Below are 20,864 nucleotides of genomic sequence, written 5' to 3'. Positions count from 1 at the left end.
AGGTTTCCTATTGCAAACAATCTAACCATGTTATTGAAGGAGAAGCCTTCAAATTCTTGTCCCGCTCTTCCTGAAACTTTAAGAAAACCGGGTTGGATAATAACTCCTTTTGGATCTCCTCATCTTGATATTCGGAAAGATGGATAAATCTTTTGCTTTCTCGATCTTGATATACAGTATATCTGAACCTAGTTTTATCTAATTCCTCAAATGCTTTCAAAAAATCCTGAATCCTATTTTTATTCTCCCCTTCATAATCCGGGAATACTTCATATTCTACTTTTACTGCAAACATATTTTTAGATTTTATCTGTCCATTAGACCCATTCTCCGGGTTTGTTCTGATCGATCCACCAAGGAAAGCCCTTTATTCCCTTCGATTTCAACCGCTCAATCACCTGAGCAGTATGATGCTGAATATGCCTGATGGTATTTAAATGCAGTTCTAATCGGCTATAAGGATACCATTCAAAACCAGAATCAGCCTCCAATGGCAATTGCTTTAAGGAAGATTCTAAGTTCTGTTCCACTTCTTGGATAAATTCCAATAGCTCCTGCTTTGAATTCAGGCCTATTATTTCGACTTCTGCATTTTCCCAATCCTTATCACCCCCTAAACTTTCAGCGCCTTCGATGGCCCCTTCAAATGGTTCAAAAGTTTCATAACTCGCAGAAAGGTACAATTTGGCACTCCATATCGTGTGATAAATCAATTGCCAATTAGGATTGTTATACTCTTTAGAATCCCATTCCGACTCTGGCACCTTTTCCGTGACATCACGTAGCATGCCTAGGGCTGCTCGGTATTGGGATAATAGAATTTTAATAATACTTGAATTTTCCATGATATAAACATTGATTTTCTCAAAAGTATAACATTCAATGACATTGGTTTGTCAACAGAAACTTAATATTTTTTTAACTTTTGTAAAAAATAATAGGATTATTATTGTAGAGATTTGCAGAGGTAAAAAAAATCAAATCTTATTGAACTAAAAAGGAGATGAAAAAATGAACAATATTTTAACAAAAAACACAATCATCAGACTGATCTTAATCTGGTTAATGGTATTCATATTTATGTTTTTAGGTAAAAGTATTGAAGGCCTATACAGCAATAACGGACTGGCAATAGGTATTTTCTTACTGGTACTGGCTACCATTATCGGTGCCGCTTTTGGAGTGGTAAAAGAAGCTGATGAATTGGCTCATAAACTAGGTGAACCCTACGGAACCTTGATCCTTACCCTATCCATTGTATCCATAGAAGTCATTTTGATTGTAGCCATGATGTTTGGTCCTGAAGATAATCCAACCATCGGAAAGGACTCAATTTTTTCTGTAATGATGATCATCATGAACTTGGTATTAGGGCTATGTATCCTTCTAGGAGGCTTGAGACATGGTGAGCAGGAATATAATGCGCAAGGGACGATTACCTATTTATCCATGATCATTATGCTGGGAGGAATCTCTATGATGATCCCCAATTTTATTGAAGGGAAAGGGAATGGGGAATTCACAAGCATTCAGGCAGCCAGTATATCTGGATTGATCATTTTATTATATGGGTTCTTTCTTGCCTATCAGATGAAAGGATATAGGCACTTATATATCCAGCCTAAGCCTGGTCAGATGGAAATCCTATTTGCTCAAAGGAACGAAATCCAACAATCTGAGGAACATGGACAGGAAAAAGTGAGCAAAAAGGAAGTTCTATTACGCACAATTATATTGTTGGGAATGATCCTTCCGATTGTTCTCCTATCCCATAACCTTGCGACTTTGGTAGATTATGGCATCAAGGAAATGAACTTGCCTCCTTTGTTAGGTGGGGTCTTGATTGCAATCATAGTTTTCACTCCGGAATCCATGACGGCTGTTAAAGCAGCCATGAACAATGAATTCCAAAGGGCTATCAATCTATGTCATGGAGCATTTGTTTCCACAGTAGGCCTTACAGTACCCTCGGTCTTGATTATTGGACTGATCGCAAGCAAAACAGTCTTATTTGGGATGACTACGACAGAAACGATTCTGTTTGTGATTACATTGATCCTGAGCATGCTTTCCTTTTCAGGCAGAAGGACTGCTCCAATTGTAGGAATTATGCATTTGGTCTTGTTTGCAGTCTTTGTGATCCTCATTTTCAATCCATAGCATCAAAATATTTAAAATAATTTATTAAGTAACATCAAGAGTTGAACAGAGTGCGTTGATTTTTCCTAACAACGCATCTCTTTCAATCTAAATGCAAAAAGAGCTGTCTTATAGACAGCTCTTTTTTGTTGTTTCAATTCTAAATAATTAAATAACCGAGATTCTAAATCGGGTTATTTTGCTAATATTCTATTTCTATTAATGCTTTCAATGGAATAAGAATTCCATGTTTTATCTGGATATACCTATCTGTTAAGGACCACACGGTTGTTTCGATGCGTTTCGGACCGTCTTCGGTATTGAAAACGATTGTAGTCTTGGATTTGAATTCATTACCCAAACGCACGGCACCTTGTAGTTTGTTAGAAAATTGGGTTGTTTTGTCAGTTTCGGCGGGGATAATTCTAAATTTATCTACGTCTTCTTTTTCAATTAATGTTCCAGTCATTCGTCAATCTAATTAAGAGGTTTAAAAGGTTAACGTTAATTTATAAATTAATATATATTTCAGCAAGATTTTAGGGCAGAATATTAAATTAGTTACATTTGCATTAGATTTCAGAACACACATAAATGGGCATATTTGAAAAGGAATGGACATTGAATTTCACTCAATGTTATCCTAACGGGCAGTTGAAATATAGTGAATTAAACAACATTTTACAGATTACGGCGAGTGAACATGCTGAGAACTTAGGCTTTGGGTATAAAGCGATGTTCGATGTCAGGCAGTCATGGGTCTTGAGTAGGATGCTGATCGAAATAGATAGATTACCAAAGTACACACAGACAGTCAAGATCCGGACATGGATCCAGGATTTCACCGGGAGCCGTTCTATCCGTAATTTTGAACTATGGCTTGGAGATGAGGTATTGATTAGTGCCAGTAGCTTATGGGTAGTCTTTAACATCAGAACCCGCAGAGCTGATAATTTTGCGCTCAGCACTGACCATATGGAGTTTTTCAGGGATAAAATCCCTACAAAAAATGCTGTCGAAAAAATTGATGGCAATGTGGACTTCCAACTATTGAGTGACTATAAGGTTAAATTATCGGATTTGGACATTGTTAACCACGCCAATAACGTGAAATACATGGAATGGTGCTTTGATGCCATGGATCCAAAGACCATCTTAAAAGGCTCATTTAGCCGCTTGGAAATGAATTTCCTAAAGGAATTAAACTATGCTGATGACATTGAAATCAAGGAACATGAGGATAAGGTATTCAGTATTCAAAAGGATGGCAGGATACATTTCTTGATGCGATTGACCAAATAGATAGAACATAAAAAAATCCCCAGAATGTACTTCTGGGGATTTTTTTATGCTTAAGCTGAGACTATATTGCCCATGCTTTTTCTCCTTTTTTGTATGGATAATTACCATCAAATTTCCCAGGGATCTTCACATAGCGCAATGCTTGCTTCATTCCAACTTCGGAAGTAAAGAACCCAGTCAAAGTCAATTGTTTCAACATTGTGAAGAAGTGATTTGCATCGCCTTCTTTCTTATTGCTTTGATAGTCTTTTGCTTCTTTATCGTAATTATTTACAAATTGTAGTTTCTCTTCAGCTGACAGCTCTGCGAATCCTTTTTTGAATTCTTTTTGAGCACGCTCATCTACACCGTTCAGACCATCCATAAAGGCTTTTTGGTCTTTCTCTTCGTAGCAATCACGGATCATCACTGGGATAAACTGACCAACACCAGCTTCTTTAGCGCCAGGAGTTGAGGTTTTAGGAAGAATAGCTTCGGCTAATTCACCCAAAAAATCAGGTGTATCACCTTCGAATAAGGATGCAACTTCTTTCGAAGCAGGTCTAGTACAACCTTGTAAGAACAAGTTCGCACCGATTACAGAACCCCCAACGATGAATGCAACGTTTTTTAATGCCTCTCTTCTATTCATTGTTCTTTAATTAAAGTGTGTATTTAACATCCCAACCTTGGCGATAGTTACGTTTTACAAACTGGTTCACTATGTCAAAGTTAGTTACTTTCATATTTTCGTTATCCCATAATAGCTTCAAGCTACGTCCTGGATATCTGCCATCAACACGTAAATCAGCACCGCGGATAGCTAAGTTAGCCATTAGTAATGCTTCTGTCAATGGTCCTGAGATTTCGAATGGAGCACTCACTTCTTTCTTTCCGTAACCTGCGATACAAGCTTCTACCCATTGTGCATAGTGACCACCAGCAGCACCCGGTACACGCTCATATTTCAATGCTACATTCTCTTTTCTTGAAGTAGGAAGTAAACGCGCGTTCTCACCATAGGTATCAGCAAGGATTTTTCCTTTGTCACCGATCAATAGGATACCATTACCGCCATCACCAAAGATTTCGTTAGGTCCTAATTCTTCTGGACGTGCAGGTTGAATACCACCATCCATCCAGTGCAAGGTAACTGGTCCAGTTGTTCTTGCTGCTTTAGGGAAAGTCATGGTTGCATGTGAAGACGGAGGACAGCTTTCTGGGAAGTATCCACGTTTGAATTCATCAACATATACTGAACCTACTGATGCTTGAACATCTTGTACATAAGTTAGTCCTAGCACGCTAAATGGAACTTCTAATAAGTGACATCCCATATCTCCTAGTGCACCAGTACCATAATCCCACCAACCTCTCCAGTTGAATGGAACCAATTTATCTACGAAATCCTTTTGAGGAGCAGTTCCTAACCAAAGATCCCAGTTCAATTCAGCCGGTACATTAGCCTTTTGCGTTGGCCATGAAATACCTTGAGGCCATACTGGACGGTCAGTCCAACAGTAAACTGTATGAACATTTCCGATCAAACCTGCTTCATACCACTCACGGGCTTGTCTAGGACCATCATTTGATGCACCTTGGTTACCCATTTGTGTTACGACTTTATATTTTTTAGCAGCTTCAGTCAGAACCCTAGCTTCCCAAACATCGTGAGCCAAAGGTTTCTGTACATACACGTGTTTACCTAACTGCATTGCTGCCAATGCTTGGATAGCGTGGTTATGGTCAGGAGTTGAAACAGAAACAGCATCAATGTTCTTGTGCTCTTTGTCCAACATCTCACGATAATCTTTATAATATTTAGCTTTTGGAAAGCGCTTTCTTGAGTTAGCAGCTCTGCGGTCATCCACATCACAAAGGAAAGCAATGTCAGCTTTTCCTGAGTCATGGAATGATTTAATATCGCTCTCACCTTTACCACCAACACCGATACCCGCAACCACCAACTTATCACTTGGAGCAGTAAATCCAGTACCACCTAATACGTGTCTAGGCACGATGCTGATACCAGCTGCTGCTATCGCAGAATTCTTAATAAAATCTCTTCTTGAATTATTCTTACTCATGTTATTGGGTTTAGATTGTTATAAATTTCCTTTTTTCAGCTCACTCACAGCAAAATCTACAGCTCTTGCAGTCAAGGCCATATACGTCAATGAAGGATTCACACAACCAGCAGAAGTCATTGCAGCACCGTCAGTAACGAATACGTTCAATGCATCCCAAACTTGGTTGTTTCCATTCAATACCGAAGTTTTAGGATCTCTACCCATTCTAGCTGTTCCCATTTCGTGGATACCCATACCGAAATTATAACCACCATCATAAGTGTTTACATCTTTAACTCCGATCTTCTCCAACATTTCCTTCATCTCTTCGGTCATGTCTTTACGCATTTTTTGCTCATTGTCTTTGATTTCCATGTCCATCGACAATACAGGTAAGCCCCATTTATCTTTGACACTCTTATCCAATGAGATTTTATTTTCGTGGTAAGGAAGAATTTCACCGAAGGCTGTAAAACCAACACTCCAGTTTCCTGGCTCGCATAATGCATCTTTCCATGCACCACCTACCTGCATCTCTGCAATCTCACCAGACCAACGACCACGGCTACCAGAACCTTGATATCCAAATCCACGCACATAATCACGTTTCTTGGTATCACTAGGAATATTTACAAATCGAGGAACATAAAGCCCGGTTGGACGTCTTCCGAAGAAGTACTTATCCTCATAACCTTCTACTCTACCACCAGCACCTAAACGGAAATGGTGATCCATAGCATTGTGACCTAATTCACCACTGCTACTTCCTAATCCACCTTCCCAAACATCAGTAGCTGAGTTCATCAAGACCCAAGTCGAGTTGAATGCAGAAGCACATACAAAGATTACTTTTGCAAAGAATTCGTACGTTTTATTTGTTTCAGCATCAACAATTTCAACACCTTTTGCTTTTTTAGTGTCTTTATCATAGATGATCTTCGTAACGATAGAGAATGGTCTCAACGTCAAATTACCCGTCTTCATTGCCGGAGGCAATGTTGAAGACTGCGTACTGAAGTAACCTCCAAAGTTACAACCCAACCAACATTGGTTTTGGTACTGACAGTTGATACGGCCAGTATGCGGTTGAGTGATATTGGCAGTACGTCCCATAATGAAGTGACGATTTCCACCATATTCTTTTTTCAATCGCTCAGCAAGATCTTTTTCAACGATGTTAAAATCCATCGCTGGCATGAAATCACCATCAGGAAGTACATCCAGACCATCACGGTTACCGGAAATACCTGCCCATTTCTCAGCATAGCTATACCAAGGAGCGATATCTTTATAACGGATCGGCCAATCTACTCCATGGCCATCTTTCAAGTTTGCTTCAAAGTCCAAATCACCTAAACGGTAACTTTGACGGCCCCACATCAACGAACGACCTCCAACATGATATCCCCTAAACCAGTCAAAGCGTTTTACTTCCGTGTAAGGACTTTCTTTCTCATTAACCCAGAAATCCAAGTTTTTCTCGTTCAATGGGTAATCACGTTTTAAAACCGGGTAATCCTTCTCCATCTGCACTGTTCTACCACCACGGTGAGGGTATTCCCATGTGTCTTTGTTGGCATGATAATCTTTCACGTGCTCCACATTGCGGCCACGCTCTAGCATGATTGTTTTCAGGCCTTTCTCAGTAAGTTCTTTGGCTGCCCAGCCCCCACTGATTCCAGATCCGATAACAATAGCATCATATACATTATTTTCCACCATTATCTTTTAAATTTTAATTAGTTTTCTACTTGTGTTTGAATAGTTTCTTTCTTGAAGAATAGCATGAAAATGATCATTACTACAAATGCAATTCCTGCAGGAACTATCCATAATTTATTCCAGAACAAAGCTAAATCCGAAGCTTTGATATTAACATACATGTCACTCACATATCCTGCTACCCAGAATCCGATTAATTGACCTACTCCATAGGTTGCCAATGTAATCAATCCTTGAGCGGCACTCTTATTGTCTTTACCAGCTTTTGAATCTGTATAGATCTGTCCTGAAACAAAGAAAAAGTCATAACAGATACCGTGCAATGCAATACCGATCAACAGCATGAAGGTCATCTCGCCTGCATTTCCGTAAGCAAATAATACATAACGGATCACCCATGCCAACATCCCTAATAAAATGGTGTTCTTAAAACCAAATCTTGTAAAGAATACAGGTAATAACAACAGACATAGCGCTTCTGAAATCTGCCCTATCGTCATTTTACCAGTTGCATTGGCTAATCCAATCTCTGTTAAGAAAGGATTGGCATACTGATAATAAAACGCTAATGGAATACAGATCAAGATCGAACAGATAAAGAAAACCAAGAAGTTACGGTCTTTCAATAACTTAATGGCATCCAATCCTAAGATCTTAGAAATGCTTTCTTTCTCACCTGTGTTTCCAGCCTTTACAGGAGGAGTTTTAGGTAAGGTAAAGGAAAACACACCCAATACTAAAGAAGCGATTGCTGACATCATAAAGGTGTTTTTCAATAAGCCTTCTTGCAAGCCTTCTGGGCTATCCCATTTAAACAAGTAACTGATAGACAATCCAGCGATAATCCATCCAATAGTACCCCAAATACGAATAAATGAGAATTCCTTTTCAGGATTCTTCATCTGTCTAAATGATACGGAATTCACTAATGAAAGTGTTGGCATATACAGGATCATATAGCCTAGGACATAAGGAAAGAAAGACCCAATAGAATCACTCTGATAAAGTTGGTACATTAAGAATGCCCCAACCAAATGAAGAATACCAAGGATTCTTTCTGCATTGAAATATCGGTCTGCAATCATACCGATGATAAATGGAGCAATAATAGCTCCCCATGACTGCGTAGAGAACACATTTGCGATCTCCAAGCCTGACGCTTTTAAATTGTTTCCTAAAAATGTACCGAGCGTAACGAACCATGCCCCCCAAATAAAAAATTCGAGGAACATCATGAAAGAGAGTTTAAATTTAATTGATGAAGACATTCTAAAAGGTTTACTAAAATCTTGAATTTAAAGATAGAGATAATATGCTAATTACAAAATTTAATCACGAATTTGTTTCAATACTAAATCCCTTTAGCATTAGAAGGAATCCACCTCTCTATAGGCTTTAACCAAGGTTTCTTCACCTTCTTTACCCGACTTGGACATCCCGTGCTCCATTCCAACCACGCCTTTATACCCCTTCTCATACAACCATTTAAATAGGTTCTTATAATTGATCTCTCCAGTTGTTGGCTCCCTTCTTCCGGGGTTGTCTCCCACCTGGATATATCCGATTTCACTCCAACATAAATCCATCATTGGAATTAAGTTTCCTTCATTTTTTTGCTGGTGATATACATCATAAAGAATCTTACAAGACGGGCTGTTTACAGCCTTACAGATTTCATAAGTTTGATCTGTAAATCGTAAGAATAGATCAGGTGTATCACTCAATGGTTCCAATACCATGGTAATACCATGTGGTTCGAATATCTCAGCTCCTTTTCTCAAACCTTCAACCACATTGGCTGTTTGTACTCCAATAGGAAGATTTCTAACATAGTCCCCAGGTACAACAGTCACATGCTTGGCATGACAACGTTTCGCGATTTCAACAGACTCTCTACAACCCTTTAAGAACACATCCACAAACTCCTGTTTTCCAGCAGCTAATGAATTAGCACCATTCCCACCTTTTGGAACTACAAATACTCCCATCGTCATGCCCAGTTTTGCCAGCAGATCGCCGATTTTCTTCTGTTCATCAACGGAGCGACCTGGCATGCCATTGTCTTCAATTCCTCTGAAGCCTAAGTCATACATGTACTGAATTTCATCAAGAAAGTTCTTTCCTGCTGTTGCACTGAACATTCCTTGATGTGGACCATAGTTTAATTTGAATGGTTGATTGGCTGATTTCGATTCCATAGGTTTTTGAGATTGATCATTGGCAGAAAGTCCATTAGAAAATAATGAAGCTCCAACCAAAAGGGAACTGTTTTTTAAAAAATCCGAACGTTTCATTTAGGTATAAGTTTAAATTTTAAGTATTTAATCGGTTAGCAAATACTTTTTGAATCCAGCAGATTGGGCCTCTTTCACTTTCCCTTCCTCCAAATACATTAAATAAATATCAATTATATTTTTGGAATTCGCAAATGAAATTGCGTCCTCTGGTTTCATCGCAATGAACACATTATCATATGCATCCGCCTCCATTGCCGTATTCGCAACCACTGTTACTGATATAATCTGTGATTGAATTGGAAACCCAGTTTTTGGGTCCATATGATGTGAAAACTTGTAATCTTTTACTTTACGAAACTTCTCGTAACTTCCTGAAGTGGTGACAGCTTTGTCTTTTATTTCTAAAATATGGTCCGCACCTCCCGTTGCTTGCTCCGGCCTTTGAACCAATACCTTGAAAGTGCTCTGATCTGGCTTCAAGCCATGGGCTCTGATTTCCCCACCAACTTCTACAATAAAACTTTCTATTTTCCTTTTTAACAAAAAGTCGTGTAATACATCGACAGTGTAGCCTTGCGCTATACCGTTCAGATCAATCTCAACTTCAGCCACCTTCTTTTTCAATGTCTTTCCTGATAAACGGAGCTTATCCATCCCAACATGTTCCATTGTTTCCCTGATCGTTGCCGAATCTGGAATATTGACCACTTCCTGCGGTCCAAATCCCCAAAGAGAAACCAAAGGCATCACAGTGACATCAAATAAACCCTTTGAGTCTTTATATACCCTGAAAGATTCCTTCATCACTTTCAACATATGGGGATCCAATTTCATCCTTCCCGTTTTGGGCTCATTGAACCTTGAAATATGGGAATCCTTTTTATAAAGCGACATGGACTGATCGATGACAGAAAATATACTGTCGATGGAAGTCTTTGAAATTGATGCAGTAGAAGCGTAATAGCTAATGGTATAGGTGGTGCCTTGCGCACGCCCAAAAAGTTCGTGTTTCTGTAAAGCAGAAATTGGTTGCTGTCCGTAAGCACAGCAACCAATTAATATCATAATGATAAAATTACAGAATTTTATCACTATTAAATGTATTTCTCTACATCGTGTCCTGGAACAGCAACTGGATAGAATCCATCTGCATTAGGCAATACCTTTGGTTTTGCATCCCAAGTGTATTGATCAGGCATCAAGCTGATGTTAGACTTTATTGCCTCATCCCATTTGATTACCTTTCCAGTATAACAAGCAATCCTTCCGATAATACCTGTCAATGAACTGTATGCACCATATTCTGCATCATTGAATTTGTATTCTCCTTTAGCAATCGCCTCAAACAATTCTTTGTGCTCTTGTTGGTACGGATTTGGATTACCTTTTGGATCATGACGATAAATTTCTTTACCATCAGGTCCGTATAAAACCGCTTGGTTTCCAGCAGATAAATAAACTCTACCTTTAGTAGCTTGGAAGGTTTCGTCTACCCTATTGGAGATTCCCTCAAAGTGACGACACTGGCTATAAACCACTGATCCATCATCATAAGTCAACTCAAGGGCGAAGTTATCATAGATCTCTCCATATTCCTTTCCAGTTCTATGGGCTCTACTTCCTGTACCTTGGATAGAAACCGGATATTTTTGCTTTACCCAGTTTGCAATATCAATGTTATGCACGTGCTGCTCTACGATATGGTCACCACATAACCAGTTAAAATAGTACCAGTTACGCATTTGGTATTCCATCTCAGTTTGATTTGGTTTACGAGGTCTCACCCAAACACCACCACTGTTCCAATACACTTGACCTGAAACCACATCACCGATAGCACCATCGTGGATACGCTTGATTGCTTCTCTATAGTTAGTTTGGTAGCGTCTTTGCAAACCTACCACAACGTTTAATTTCTTTTGCTTTGCAATTTCTGCCACTTCCAAGACCTTACGCACTCCTGGAATATCAGCAGCCACTGCTTTCTCCATGAAAACGTGTTTCCCTTGCTTCACAGCTTCTTCAAAATGGATCGGTCTGAATCCCGGCGGAGTGGTCAACAAAACCACATCAGCATCTTTAATTGCAGCTTTGTAAGCATCAAAACCTACATATTTACGGCTATCTGGCACATCTATTTTATCCCCAAATTTCTCCTTAAGGGTATCATAAGTAGAATCTAGGTTATCTTTAAATGCGTCGGCCATTGCCACTAATTTGATATTTTGTCCCGAAGCAAAAGCATCAAAGGTTGCTCCAGTTCCACGACCACCACATCCAATTAATGCAATTTTTATAACGTCAGAACCTGCAGCGAATACGCTGCTTACTGAACTACCAGTTAAGGCAGCAGCACCCACAAGGGCAGAAGAAGATTTTATAAAATCCCTACGTTTTAAACTTTCCATGAAATTAGATTTAAATTGAGTATTATACGGTTTAAGTTAATTAAAAATCCTTAAGCGGCGCTTTATCATAATACGCCATAATCTCCTCATGACTAGGTTGTTTAACCGGACGTACTAAACGCATCCCTACGAAAGGAGCTTCCGGAAACCACCAGTTTGATTTTGGAATCTGTGGGTCTAATTGCTTCCAAATCGGGTCTGACGCACCCCTAGCAGCAGAACGCAAATCTGCAACTTCACTCTCAAATGAACCGCCTCGAACTACATGAGGATATAATTTGGTCGGAACATTAACTGGATTCTCTGATACCTTACCTTCCAAGGTCTTATAAAAATCAGCATCATACTGATCATAAGTCCACTCAGAAACATTCCCTAAAATATCATATAAACCCCAAGGGTTCGCTTTTTTTGTTCCAACTTTAGCAGTTTTACCGCCTGCGTTATCTTTGAAAACAGCATATTCAGCTATCTGTGCTGCATCATCAGCAAAGAAGTATTCAGTCTCAGAACCTGCTCTTGCAGCATATTCCCATTCCGCTTCTGTTGGTAATCTATAAAATACACCGGTCCTTACATACAACCATTTACAAAACTGAATAGCATTGTAATGGGTCATGGCTAAAGCAGGCTGACCATCCTTGCCAAAGCCAAATGTCATGTCCAAGTACGGCTTCGTTGGCCTGGTCACTGCATCAACTTCAGTTGGCACTTTGCCATCTGTAGACTTGGTGATCTCGTAATCCTTATATAAAAATGGTTCGAAAATATTCCAGGTAACTTCATAAGTTCCCATCCAAAATGGATCTAATTTAACTTTATGAACTGGTTTTTCATCCGAATTGGACGATTTCGCACTTCCCATGTTAAACTCACCTCCTGGAATGGCTTCCATTGTGAATTCTAAACTTGTCCCTTCTATCTTTTGTGTATAACGCTCGTGTTTTTCCTGCGCATTAGACATTTGTATCCCTGCTAATAAAGCAAAGAATAAAACTCTCTTCATAAATAGTTACTGTATGTTAAAACCTAAAATCAATTAGAATTTTTTTGAATTTATTTCAATAAAGATAAGCAATTCTAGAAATATTTCAATAACATTTAGGTTACATTAGGAATGTAATAAGGACTTGATACCACAAATATGTGCTCAAAAGACCTAAGGGAATACTCATCCCGATCACACTATTCCCGACCTTCGAATTCAGTTTAAATTGACTTAATATTATGCTGGTAGCCACTAAACTAGGCATTGCCATCTCAAAAATAGAAACCTGTACAATCTCCCCCTTCAAGCCCATCATCAGGGCGACAAGAACGACAATGGCAGGTGCCAAAATTAGTTTATACACTAAAGCATAAGTAATATTTGGAATTTCACTCTTCACTATCCCAAAATGCAACTGTAACCCAATAGAAAATAAAGCAATTGGTGAAACCGTTGAACCCAAGATCTTAAAGAATTCATCCAAACCGCTTAAATCGACTAATCTCCCTATTGTCAATGCCAATAAAGCACCAATTAGCGGTGGAAAAGTAAATACCCTCTTTAGGATAAATCTAATATCGACATTGTTTTTCTTCTTTAAACTCCCTTTCATGGCCACCACTACCCCTACCGTTGACAAGAGAAAGAAGGTCATTTGATCACTTACAATCCCAATTGGCAAGGCTTTCGTTCCGAAATATGCAGTTATCAAAGGAAATCCGACAAATGAGGTGTTACTCAATCCTGCAATTAACATCAAGGTATGGGAAGTCCGTTTGGAAATATTGGTTACTTTTTCCAAGATATAAAAGAAAATCAAGGAACCAGTTAAAACCAAGACCGGTCCTAACATCGTGAACAACAAATCATTGTCCCAGCTCAACTTTGGAAGATAATTAAACGAAATGGCAGGGAGACCAAAATACAAAACCCATGCATTCAAGGCTTTATACCCGTCTTTCGCAACCCAATTAAATCTTCTACTTATTATCCCAGCGGCTAGGCAAAAAATAATGAGGATAAAGTTTGACACGTTAGCTAATTTTTTTCAGCATATCATTTGAAACAAAAATGACACTGAACTCGTTTTAAGGCACAAAGTTATTACTATTTTTGTCGACTTATGTATAATCCATAATTATTATTCTGTGATTAGATCCGCTACCTTATTCTTACTTACGCTTTTACCCTTTTTGGCGATCAGCCAAATCTCTCAAATCAAAGAGGAAATTAAAAAGAGTCCTTTGATCCTTGAACTTGAAACCGAAAACGGTGGTATACTAGCCCAAAAAGGATTGAAATCATCTACCTATGAAGGCGCTTATTACAATGGATTAAACTTTAAGATCGGTTGGAAACAACGGGCAAAAAAGGATCAATATTATCAAATCTACAATTACCCTATATATGGTATCGGACTCTATTCCAGCACCTTTAACACTGATATATTAGGTAGCCCTTTCGCTATTTATGGATTTGTCCAAACCCCAATTGCACCAAAGGAAGATAGCCGATGGAGCTATGATTACCGCATTGGCCTTGGTCTTTCCGGAAACTTCAAACCTTATAATGAAAATGAAAACCCCTTGAATTTAGTCATTGGCTCCAAGAACAATGTCTTTATTGATTTAGGGATCAGAACCCAATACAAGATCAACCCGCATTGGAAAGCTGGAGTTGGTTTGGCATTCCATCATTTCTCCAATGGAGCGCTTCGATTACCCAACAAAGGAGTGAACCTGGTTCCTTTGACGGTCTCAGTGAACTACCAGATTAATCCCGATATCAAGATCAATAGGGATTCTGTCCTTAAACCCTTTTCCAAAAAAATCCTTTACCATATTAATTATGGCGTAGGATTTAAACAATTAAAGGACGAATCGGATGAACGCTTCTTTAAGTCCACATTAAGTGCCTATGCCAGTAGACATGTTTCCTATAAATGGAGATTAGGAGGAGGATTTGACCTATTCTATTCCTCATCAGGTAATGATGCTGAAATTGCAGGCGACAAATCTGGAAAGTTAAGCTCTAAATTATCCGGTGGTCCATCATTCTATATCGCGCATATTCTCAACGAGAGGTTGGTCCTCAATGGCAATGTGGGATATTATCTGCATAACCAACGCTTCAATGGCGAAATCAGGCGCGTATTCTTGAGAGCGGGAGCACGTTATTATGTGTATAAAAACATCAATGCAGGTGTTTCCATCAAAGCGCACATGGGTAAAGCTGACTTCATTGAATGGACCGTAGGCTATACCTTCAACAGAGATAAAGGAAATTAAAGCTAGCTTTTTCGTACCTTTATTGAAGCAATAGGAACCAAATCCATTTGTCAAATGAATTTTGCAGACAAAGTAATTGACTTCAACCAAAGGCTTCAATATACAGGCAAATTACCCGAAGGATTTTTTGTGATGAACCCTTTTATGGACAATCCAGAAACCCTGGAGGTCATGCGGAAATTCTACAACCAATACTACGCAGACAAAAATCCTCGAAAATTCCTGATCGGAATCAATCCCAGCAGACATGGTGCCGGTGTAACCGGAGTTCCTTTTACCGACACCAAAAGGCTAGAATCTGCATGTGGGATCAAAATGACTTCTGCGCGCACGCATGAAATATCTTCGGTCTTTATGTACGATATGATTGAAGAATTTGGCGGAGCAGCCGAGTTTTACAGAGAATTCTATATCAACTCCCCTTTCCCATTGGCAATCATCAGAGAGGTCAAACCAGGACAATTCCTGAATGCCAATTACTATGATGACCCGAAACTCTTCCTGGCGGTTAAAGATTTCATGATCGAATCCCTAAAAAACCATATCGAATTAGGTCTTGACCAAGATGAGGTCTTCATCCTAGGGAAAAAGAATGCCCAGTTCATCCAAAAACTCAATCAGGAAGCCAATCTATTCAAAAAATTGACTGTCCTCGAACACCCTCGCTTTATCCAGCAATACAAATCCAAAGAAAAACAACTCTATATAGATAAATACTTAGTTGCATTCAATCAAAATCATGGAACGTTCTAAGATTATATACAGCATCGGGCATTCGACCCATCCCATCCAAGAATTCTTGGATATGCTGAACTCCTTTGATATTGAACTCCTGGTTGACATCAGAAGACTACCAGGTTCTCGGAAATTCCCGCAATTCAACCAGGATTCGCTAAAAGAATCCCTAGAAAACAATGGAATCAAATATCTACATCTGACCTCGTTGGCAGGTCGTAGGCCTACTCATAAGGACAGCCATAATAATGCCTGGAGAAACCTTTCCTTTCGAGGCTATGCCGATTATATGGAAACGGAGGACTTTAAACAGGGTATCAATGAATTAGAAGCTTTGGCAACCGAACAAAAAACTGTCTTTATGTGTTCAGAGGCTGTTTGGTGGAGATGCCATCGCTCCTTAGTGTCAGATTACCTCAAGGTGCGGGGATGGCAGGTGTGGCATATTATGTCCATTGCAAAAGCCCAAGAACATCCGTATACCTCTGCTGCTCGAATCTTAGATGGCAAATTAAATTATTCAGAATAAATAAAATCAAGTTATCATGGATACAAAGTTCAAAATTGGTGACCTCGTCAGTTGGAATTCTGAAGCAGGTCGGGTTTCTGGAACCATTATCAAAATCCATACTAGCGATTTCGACTATAAAGGCTATACCCATCGAGCAAGCCCTCAAGATCCGCAATATGAAATCAAGAGCAGTAAGACCGACCATATCGCTGCCCATAAAGGAAAAGCCTTAACACTGGAAAAATAATTTAATTACTGTAACAATACTTGTTACATAAACTCATTTTTTCTTCAAATAACTTAAATTTGTCGCTTTCCTCCACTTGACCCCTCGATCTAGGTACTTTTAAGCATATTCCCGGAGTCAAGTTTAAATTCACTATCTAAAATGAATAGAAAAAAAGTCATTCATCAAAACTATTTCAAGCTCTTTGCCATTTCTCTGATCGTTGGTTTATTGAGTTCGATACTAGCGATATCACTGCGCTTCATTACGGAAAAGACCGAGCATCATGTATTCAATTTTGTCTCTGAAACCAATCCCTACCTATTTATCATCCTTCCTTCCATTGGTATTACCATTATCTATTTTCTGAGAAAATATGTTTTCCAAGGAAGAAAGAATAAAGGAATGACTGAAATCTATAAAACTTTAGACCTTCGGAAAGATCATTTACCGCTTTTCAAAATCCCTTCCCACTTTATCAACGGATTCCTGACGGTTATTTTTGGTGGTTCTACTGGAATCGAAGTTTCAACCGTGGTATCCACAGCTACCATTGGGAATGAAGTATACAAGAAAAATTTCTCTGCAAAACTCTATAAAAGAGAACTCATCTGTGCGGCTTCTGCGGCAGGTGTGGCGATTTTGTTTTCTAGCCCCATAGCGGGTTTGCTATTTGGTATAGAAGCTATCAGCAGAAAATACAAACCAACCATTTTGATCAGCTGTCTGGCCTCAACCCTGGTTGCAGCATTATTTATCTATGGTTTAGGAAATGAAAGAATCATTCCTACCCAGATCGTGGAATGGAAATGGCAGGCAACTCCATTCTTTTTACTCTTAAGCCTTCTTGGAGCCTTGATCGCCGTTGGATTCACCTTATTGATGATCAGGATCAAGACCTTCTTTGGAAATATCAATAACAACTTTATTCGGGTTAATTTAGGCGCAATTACGGTCGGACTGATAATCTTTTTCTTTCCGGTCCTATTTGGAGATAGCTACCATGGTTTAAATGAAGTCCTTCATGCAGAGACAAATTCCATGGGTTACCTGTTTCTGCTTGTATTATTGAAACCATTGGCTTCCTCCCTTACCTTAGGTGCTGGAGGAGATGGCGGTGTTTTTGCCCCAAGCATTATCATGGGAGCATTCCTAGGTCTTTTAGTGGCTATTTTTTGCCAAACCTTCCTTCACATGGAAGTTAGCCCAATCAATTTCGCGTTGATTGGTGCAGGTTCAGCCCTATCGGCCGCAATTTATGCACCCTTTACATCCATTTTCTTGATTTGCAACATCGTCCCTAACGGATACAGCCTAATCATCCCATTGATCGTTTGTTGTTTGGTATCTAAATATTTGGCTTACAAACTCCTACCATACAATGTATACACCTACGATATGTACAAAGAGAATTTAAAGAATTCCTTGGCGTAGTTAAGCTATCCATACAATTGAAAGTTAAGTGTTGCTGTCATCGTAGGCACGAAACATCTCGGAACATTACACACATTATGTTTTAATAAAGTAAAAGGAATGCATTGGCGTACAGTTCCTTGCCCTTCGGTCAAGGATGACAGGACATTTGGAGGAATACCGTACAGATTCTTCACTCAACGTTCAGAATTGGATATGTCTCAGAGAGGGATTCAGAGCACAGCGAAGAATCTATTTTTTTATCTTATTTAGAGATGGTTGTCCTCCCGCTCTCGTAAGATGAGAAAACTATTTTTTTTTATACCAGTAAAGAAGATTTACAGAAAAAGATTTCACCCCCGCTAGGGGTTATCCCTTGGACGTTTCATCCTTCTACAAACATCCCACCCCTGGTGGGAATTGCCTATATCTCAAATCTCATATCTCACATCTCATATCCAAGTAAGCAAAGAGGGGCAATTTTCATTTGCCCCTCTTTGCTTACTTAAACAACTTAAATATCTTACTCCCAAAATTCTTATCGACAGTGATATAGGAAGGATAATAAATATTCTGTCCTGCGATTCGAATAGAAGGTTTGATTTTTAGGACCATAAAGCCTTCAGATTTCTTGTTCAAAAGTTCATCGAAGAATTTTTCAAAACCATTTTCTTTCGCTTTATTAAAGATATTGGCTTTGAAGGTCATCGGAACGATGGTGCTCTGGCCTTGGGTCAAATTCACATTCTGATCTACTGTCCCTTCAAATAGAGGCGAATTTTGAATCTCGATAACATATTTGAACGAATTAAAGGCAGCTTTCTGCGCTTCCGGATTCGTTACTTTCAAGTTCACTTTTCCTTCTAATGGAAGTTCTTTGCTGAACAATGCAACTGCAAGTCCCGCAATTGAGGACATATTGTAGTTTCCATCAGCTCCCTTAAAGGATTCCAAATTTTTACCATTGAACTTCACTTGATCCACCGACTCAACATCATATTCACAGTCTGCCAAAGCCTTAATCTGTGCTTTTTTATTCACTTGACATCCCGACAGCATCAAGATTGCCAAAACGGATATTATTCCAATTAATTTTCTCATATTCTTTTACTTTCTTCCAAAATTATAAATCAACCCAAGGGTAAAAACAGCATTTCCAGGTTTGAGGTACTGATTATCCATCAATCCAATATTCCAACCATTGGTATATTGGATTTGAAAACCTTTATTCAATTCCAACCTCGTGAAGAAAACAGGTTCTATATATACATTCTCTTCCAGCTGTGCATCAACGCCATTCAATTCAAATCGATCCATCTTAATTCGGCTCAATCGAATCGCTGTTCCATAGTTTAGAGTCCTCTTCTTACCAAAAAGATTAATCTTGTTTTTTCTTGTCGATGAAAAATTCGCCTGAACAAAGATTTTATTGAAGTCCAGGTCCCGAGTTTCTACCGGATTGGTACCCGTTGTGCTGGCTCTTTTATCGATATCGGTGGTCGCTCCGACGCCATATCCTCCATAGAACTCCAATACACTCCGCTTAGCTTTTCCAACCACGGTGTAATAGCCCAAGCCTCCTTCATACAGGTATTGCTTGAAATCGTTGTTGTCTGAATGGTAATTGATATAGGAACCATTTCCAATAACGGCAAGATGGTCTGTAAATGCAACACCAAGGTTCCCACTTAGGTTTCCTTTTGCATTTACATGGGCAGCAACATAGCCCTCACCTTTGTTGTTGAACATAGGTGTCGCTGGAACATTCGGCAAATAAACTGAACTACAACTGCTCAAACAGGTGACCCCTGCAAGCAAACCCAATAATAGGGATGATTTTACTTTATTCATAAAACTCATTATCCCTGCATCTCCACAAATTATTATGCCAAAGATTCAGAATTTAAAAAAACTTTCATGTTTTCGTCGAAATAACAACGAACATGAAAGTTTTTATCGCCTTCCCAAGGAAAGCTGAAATTGTTAAATATTATTTTATTATTCAGATAAGCTTAGATAACCCCATGGATTTCAAGCTGCTCTTGCATTTCTTTTTGCAATATCACTGCTTCTTCACGTGCTTTCTCTGCAAAGTCCCTTCCCTTTGAAGAATAGATGATCCCACGGGTGCTATTGACCAAAAGACCACAGTCTTTGTTCATTCCGTATTGGCATACGTCCGCCAATGAACCACCTTGGGCACCAACCCCAGGAACCAACAAGAAATGATCTGGCGCATGCTCCCTAATCTTAGTGAAAGCTTCACCTCGGGTAGCACCTACTACATACATCAAATTCTCAGAGCTCCCCCAAGTATTTACCTTATCGATTACTTCTTCAAATAATTGCTTTCCTTCAGCATTCTGGAAATTCTGAAAGTCCAAACTCCCTTGGTTGGAAGTCAAAGCCAGTACAATCGCCCATTTACCCTCGAAATCAAGGAAAGGAGTTACAGAATCCTCCCCCATATAAGGTGCAATTGTAATGGAATCAAAATTCAATCCGGATGACTTTGGATTAAAAAAGGCTTGGGCATACATCTTTGAGGTATTACCGATATCGCCTCTTTTTGCATCGGCAATACTGAAGCAATCTTTTGGAAGGATTTCACAAGTCTTACGCAAAGATTCCCAACCTTTCACACCGTAACTCTCATAGAAAGCAATATTTGGTTTATAGGCAACACAAAGATCTGCAGTGGCTTCTACAATCGCTTTATTGAAGGAAAAAATAGGATCTTCATCATCCAAAAGATGCTCCGGAATTTTTGTGATATCCGTATCCAATCCAACACATAGAAAGCTTTTCTTTCTTTTAATATTATCTATTAGCTCTTGCTTGGTCATT

The 20,864-nt window shown here is 39.1% G+C and carries 22 protein-coding genes; 7 read left to right on the top strand and 15 right to left on the bottom strand.

Translation table 11 applies throughout. The features are described 5' to 3' along the window. Nucleotides 1–7: 7 nt before the first annotated feature. Nucleotides 8–295 (bottom strand): hypothetical protein, encoded by a 288-nt coding sequence (locus ACK2WI_RS06550; protein ID WP_409150138.1) that lies wholly within the window; start codon nucleotides 293–295, stop codon nucleotides 8–10. Between the two features lie 22 nt (nucleotides 296–317). Next, on the bottom strand, nucleotides 318–845 hold the full coding sequence (locus ACK2WI_RS06545) for a DinB family protein (protein WP_093097975.1): 528 nt from the start codon (nucleotides 843–845) through the stop codon (nucleotides 318–320). A gap of 166 nt (nucleotides 846–1,011) precedes the next feature. Here ACK2WI_RS06545 and ACK2WI_RS06540 point away from each other — a divergent pair, with 166 nt between their 5' ends. After that, entirely contained in the window at nucleotides 1,012–2,160 is a 1,149-nt protein-coding gene (locus ACK2WI_RS06540) for a calcium:proton antiporter (protein WP_409150137.1), read from the top strand. A gap of 181 nt (nucleotides 2,161–2,341) precedes the next feature. Here ACK2WI_RS06540 and ACK2WI_RS06535 read toward each other — a convergent pair whose 3' ends face one another. Further along, nucleotides 2,342–2,608 (bottom strand): hypothetical protein, encoded by a 267-nt coding sequence (locus ACK2WI_RS06535; protein WP_093097978.1) that lies wholly within the window; start codon nucleotides 2,606–2,608, stop codon nucleotides 2,342–2,344. 125 nt (nucleotides 2,609–2,733) lie between these two features. Between ACK2WI_RS06535 and ACK2WI_RS06530 the strand changes: the two genes are divergently transcribed. Next, nucleotides 2,734–3,441, top strand: a complete 708-nt coding sequence (locus tag ACK2WI_RS06530; protein WP_093097979.1) for an acyl-[acyl-carrier-protein] thioesterase — start codon at nucleotides 2,734–2,736, stop codon at nucleotides 3,439–3,441. Nucleotides 3,442–3,502: 61 nt separating this feature from the next. On the opposite strand, the gene ACK2WI_RS06525 is transcribed toward ACK2WI_RS06530, so the two are convergent. The 9 genes from ACK2WI_RS06525 to ACK2WI_RS06485 all read right to left on the bottom strand — a co-directional run bounded on the left by ACK2WI_RS06525 (nucleotide 3,503) and on the right by ACK2WI_RS06485 (nucleotide 13,877). Then, on the bottom strand, nucleotides 3,503–4,072 hold the full coding sequence (locus tag ACK2WI_RS06525) for a gluconate 2-dehydrogenase subunit 3 family protein (RefSeq protein ID WP_093097981.1): 570 nt from the start codon (nucleotides 4,070–4,072) through the stop codon (nucleotides 3,503–3,505). Between the two features lie 10 nt (nucleotides 4,073–4,082). After that, nucleotides 4,083–5,507: a Gfo/Idh/MocA family protein gene (locus ACK2WI_RS06520; protein WP_409150136.1), complete on the bottom strand. Its 1,425-nt coding sequence runs from the start codon at nucleotides 5,505–5,507 to the stop codon at nucleotides 4,083–4,085. Nucleotides 5,508–5,525: 18 nt separating this feature from the next. Next, a complete protein-coding gene (locus ACK2WI_RS06515; RefSeq protein WP_093098489.1) occupies nucleotides 5,526–7,208 on the bottom strand; it encodes a GMC oxidoreductase in 1,683 nt (560 codons plus the stop codon). Nucleotides 7,209–7,228: 20 nt separating this feature from the next. After that, nucleotides 7,229–8,479: a nucleoside permease gene (locus ACK2WI_RS06510; RefSeq protein WP_093097984.1), complete on the bottom strand. Its 1,251-nt coding sequence runs from the start codon at nucleotides 8,477–8,479 to the stop codon at nucleotides 7,229–7,231. Nucleotides 8,480–8,578: 99 nt separating this feature from the next. Further along, nucleotides 8,579–9,505 (bottom strand): hydroxypyruvate isomerase family protein, encoded by a 927-nt coding sequence (locus ACK2WI_RS06505; protein ID WP_093097986.1) that lies wholly within the window; start codon nucleotides 9,503–9,505, stop codon nucleotides 8,579–8,581. Nucleotides 9,506–9,532: 27 nt separating this feature from the next. Further along, nucleotides 9,533–10,513 carry an FAD:protein FMN transferase gene (locus ACK2WI_RS06500; RefSeq protein WP_409150135.1) on the bottom strand — a complete coding sequence of 327 codons (981 nt, stop codon included), beginning with the start codon at nucleotides 10,511–10,513 and terminating at the stop codon, nucleotides 9,533–9,535. A 29-nt stretch (nucleotides 10,514–10,542) separates the two neighbouring features. After that, nucleotides 10,543–11,856, bottom strand: a complete 1,314-nt coding sequence (locus tag ACK2WI_RS06495) for a Gfo/Idh/MocA family oxidoreductase (protein WP_312698363.1) — start codon at nucleotides 11,854–11,856, stop codon at nucleotides 10,543–10,545. A 40-nt stretch (nucleotides 11,857–11,896) separates the two neighbouring features. Then, nucleotides 11,897–12,862 carry an SUMF1/EgtB/PvdO family nonheme iron enzyme gene (locus ACK2WI_RS06490; RefSeq protein ID WP_312698364.1) on the bottom strand — a complete coding sequence of 322 codons (966 nt, stop codon included), beginning with the start codon at nucleotides 12,860–12,862 and terminating at the stop codon, nucleotides 11,897–11,899. 100 nt (nucleotides 12,863–12,962) lie between these two features. Then, nucleotides 12,963–13,877, bottom strand: coding sequence for an AEC family transporter (locus ACK2WI_RS06485; RefSeq protein ID WP_409150134.1), 915 nt, complete (start codon nucleotides 13,875–13,877; stop codon nucleotides 12,963–12,965). 115 nt (nucleotides 13,878–13,992) lie between these two features. Between ACK2WI_RS06485 and ACK2WI_RS06480 the strand changes: the two genes are divergently transcribed. The 5 genes from ACK2WI_RS06480 (at nucleotide 13,993) to ACK2WI_RS06460 (ending at nucleotide 18,038) form a co-directional block, all read left to right on the top strand. Continuing rightward, a complete protein-coding gene (locus tag ACK2WI_RS06480; protein ID WP_409150133.1) occupies nucleotides 13,993–15,132 on the top strand; it encodes an acyloxyacyl hydrolase in 1,140 nt (379 codons plus the stop codon). 54 nt (nucleotides 15,133–15,186) lie between these two features. Next, nucleotides 15,187–15,885: an SMUG2 DNA glycosylase family protein gene (locus ACK2WI_RS06475; protein WP_409150132.1), complete on the top strand. Its 699-nt coding sequence runs from the start codon at nucleotides 15,187–15,189 to the stop codon at nucleotides 15,883–15,885. After that, entirely contained in the window at nucleotides 15,872–16,396 is a 525-nt protein-coding gene (locus ACK2WI_RS06470) for a DUF488 domain-containing protein (protein ID WP_312698368.1), read from the top strand. Before ACK2WI_RS06475 ends, ACK2WI_RS06470 begins: the two co-directional genes overlap by 14 nt. Before the next feature lie 16 nt (nucleotides 16,397–16,412). Beyond that, nucleotides 16,413–16,625 (top strand): DUF2945 domain-containing protein, encoded by a 213-nt coding sequence (locus ACK2WI_RS06465; RefSeq protein WP_093097998.1) that lies wholly within the window; start codon nucleotides 16,413–16,415, stop codon nucleotides 16,623–16,625. Between the two features lie 141 nt (nucleotides 16,626–16,766). Beyond that, complete coding sequence (locus ACK2WI_RS06460) at nucleotides 16,767–18,038, top strand: chloride channel protein (RefSeq protein WP_093097999.1); 1,272 nt, start codon at nucleotides 16,767–16,769, stop codon at nucleotides 18,036–18,038. A 480-nt stretch (nucleotides 18,039–18,518) separates the two neighbouring features. Here ACK2WI_RS06460 and ACK2WI_RS06455 read toward each other — a convergent pair whose 3' ends face one another. The 3 genes from ACK2WI_RS06455 to pyrF all read right to left on the bottom strand — a co-directional run bounded on the left by ACK2WI_RS06455 (nucleotide 18,519) and on the right by pyrF (nucleotide 20,863). Beyond that, a complete protein-coding gene (locus ACK2WI_RS06455; protein WP_312698287.1) occupies nucleotides 18,519–19,118 on the bottom strand; it encodes a hypothetical protein in 600 nt (199 codons plus the stop codon). Between the two features lie 6 nt (nucleotides 19,119–19,124). Further along, nucleotides 19,125–19,868, bottom strand: coding sequence for a hypothetical protein (locus tag ACK2WI_RS06450; RefSeq protein WP_312698286.1), 744 nt, complete (start codon nucleotides 19,866–19,868; stop codon nucleotides 19,125–19,127). Between the two features lie 161 nt (nucleotides 19,869–20,029). After that, nucleotides 20,030–20,863: an orotidine-5'-phosphate decarboxylase gene (pyrF, locus tag ACK2WI_RS06445; protein ID WP_409150131.1), complete on the bottom strand. Its 834-nt coding sequence runs from the start codon at nucleotides 20,861–20,863 to the stop codon at nucleotides 20,030–20,032. Between the last annotated feature and the right edge of the window lies 1 nt (nucleotide 20,864).

It is taken from the genome of Sphingobacterium sp. BS-2, from assembly GCF_046161205.1.
Lineage (GTDB): Bacteria > Bacteroidota > Bacteroidia > Sphingobacteriales > Sphingobacteriaceae > Sphingobacterium > Sphingobacterium mizutaii.
This window is presented reverse-complemented; position numbering and strand designations above follow the sequence as displayed.

Bases quoted from the DNA above. Each gene is read 5' to 3' on its own strand.
- ACK2WI_RS06550 (WP_409150138.1), bottom strand. From the start codon at position 295: ATGTTTGCAGTAAAAGTAGAATATGAAGTATTCCCGGATTATGAAGGG.
- ACK2WI_RS06545 (WP_093097975.1), bottom strand. From the start codon at position 845: ATGGAAAATTCAAGTATTATTAAAATTCTATTATCCCAATACCGAGCA.
- ACK2WI_RS06540 (WP_409150137.1), top strand. From the start codon at position 1,012: ATGAACAATATTTTAACAAAAAACACAATCATCAGACTGATCTTAATC.
- ACK2WI_RS06535 (WP_093097978.1), bottom strand. From the start codon at position 2,608: ATGACTGGAACATTAATTGAAAAAGAAGACGTAGATAAATTTAGAATT.
- ACK2WI_RS06530 (WP_093097979.1), top strand. From the start codon at position 2,734: ATGGGCATATTTGAAAAGGAATGGACATTGAATTTCACTCAATGTTAT.
- ACK2WI_RS06525 (WP_093097981.1), bottom strand. From the start codon at position 4,072: ATGAATAGAAGAGAGGCATTAAAAAACGTTGCATTCATCGTTGGGGGT.
- ACK2WI_RS06520 (WP_409150136.1), bottom strand. From the start codon at position 5,507: ATGAGTAAGAATAATTCAAGAAGAGATTTTATTAAGAATTCTGCGATA.
- ACK2WI_RS06510 (WP_093097984.1), bottom strand. From the start codon at position 8,479: ATGTCTTCATCAATTAAATTTAAACTCTCTTTCATGATGTTCCTCGAA.
- ACK2WI_RS06505 (WP_093097986.1), bottom strand. From the start codon at position 9,505: ATGAAACGTTCGGATTTTTTAAAAAACAGTTCCCTTTTGGTTGGAGCT.
- ACK2WI_RS06500 (WP_409150135.1), bottom strand. From the start codon at position 10,513: ATGATATTAATTGGTTGCTGTGCTTACGGACAGCAACCAATTTCTGCT.
- ACK2WI_RS06495 (WP_312698363.1), bottom strand. From the start codon at position 11,856: ATGGAAAGTTTAAAACGTAGGGATTTTATAAAATCTTCTTCTGCCCTT.
- ACK2WI_RS06490 (WP_312698364.1), bottom strand. From the start codon at position 12,862: ATGAAGAGAGTTTTATTCTTTGCTTTATTAGCAGGGATACAAATGTCT.
- ACK2WI_RS06475 (WP_409150132.1), top strand. From the start codon at position 15,187: ATGAATTTTGCAGACAAAGTAATTGACTTCAACCAAAGGCTTCAATAT.
- ACK2WI_RS06470 (WP_312698368.1), top strand. From the start codon at position 15,872: ATGGAACGTTCTAAGATTATATACAGCATCGGGCATTCGACCCATCCC.
- ACK2WI_RS06465 (WP_093097998.1), top strand. From the start codon at position 16,413: ATGGATACAAAGTTCAAAATTGGTGACCTCGTCAGTTGGAATTCTGAA.
- ACK2WI_RS06460 (WP_093097999.1), top strand. From the start codon at position 16,767: ATGAATAGAAAAAAAGTCATTCATCAAAACTATTTCAAGCTCTTTGCC.
- ACK2WI_RS06455 (WP_312698287.1), bottom strand. From the start codon at position 19,118: ATGAGAAAATTAATTGGAATAATATCCGTTTTGGCAATCTTGATGCTG.
- ACK2WI_RS06450 (WP_312698286.1), bottom strand. From the start codon at position 19,868: ATGAATAAAGTAAAATCATCCCTATTATTGGGTTTGCTTGCAGGGGTC.
- pyrF (WP_409150131.1), bottom strand. From the start codon at position 20,863: ATGACCAAGCAAGAGCTAATAGATAATATTAAAAGAAAGAAAAGCTTT.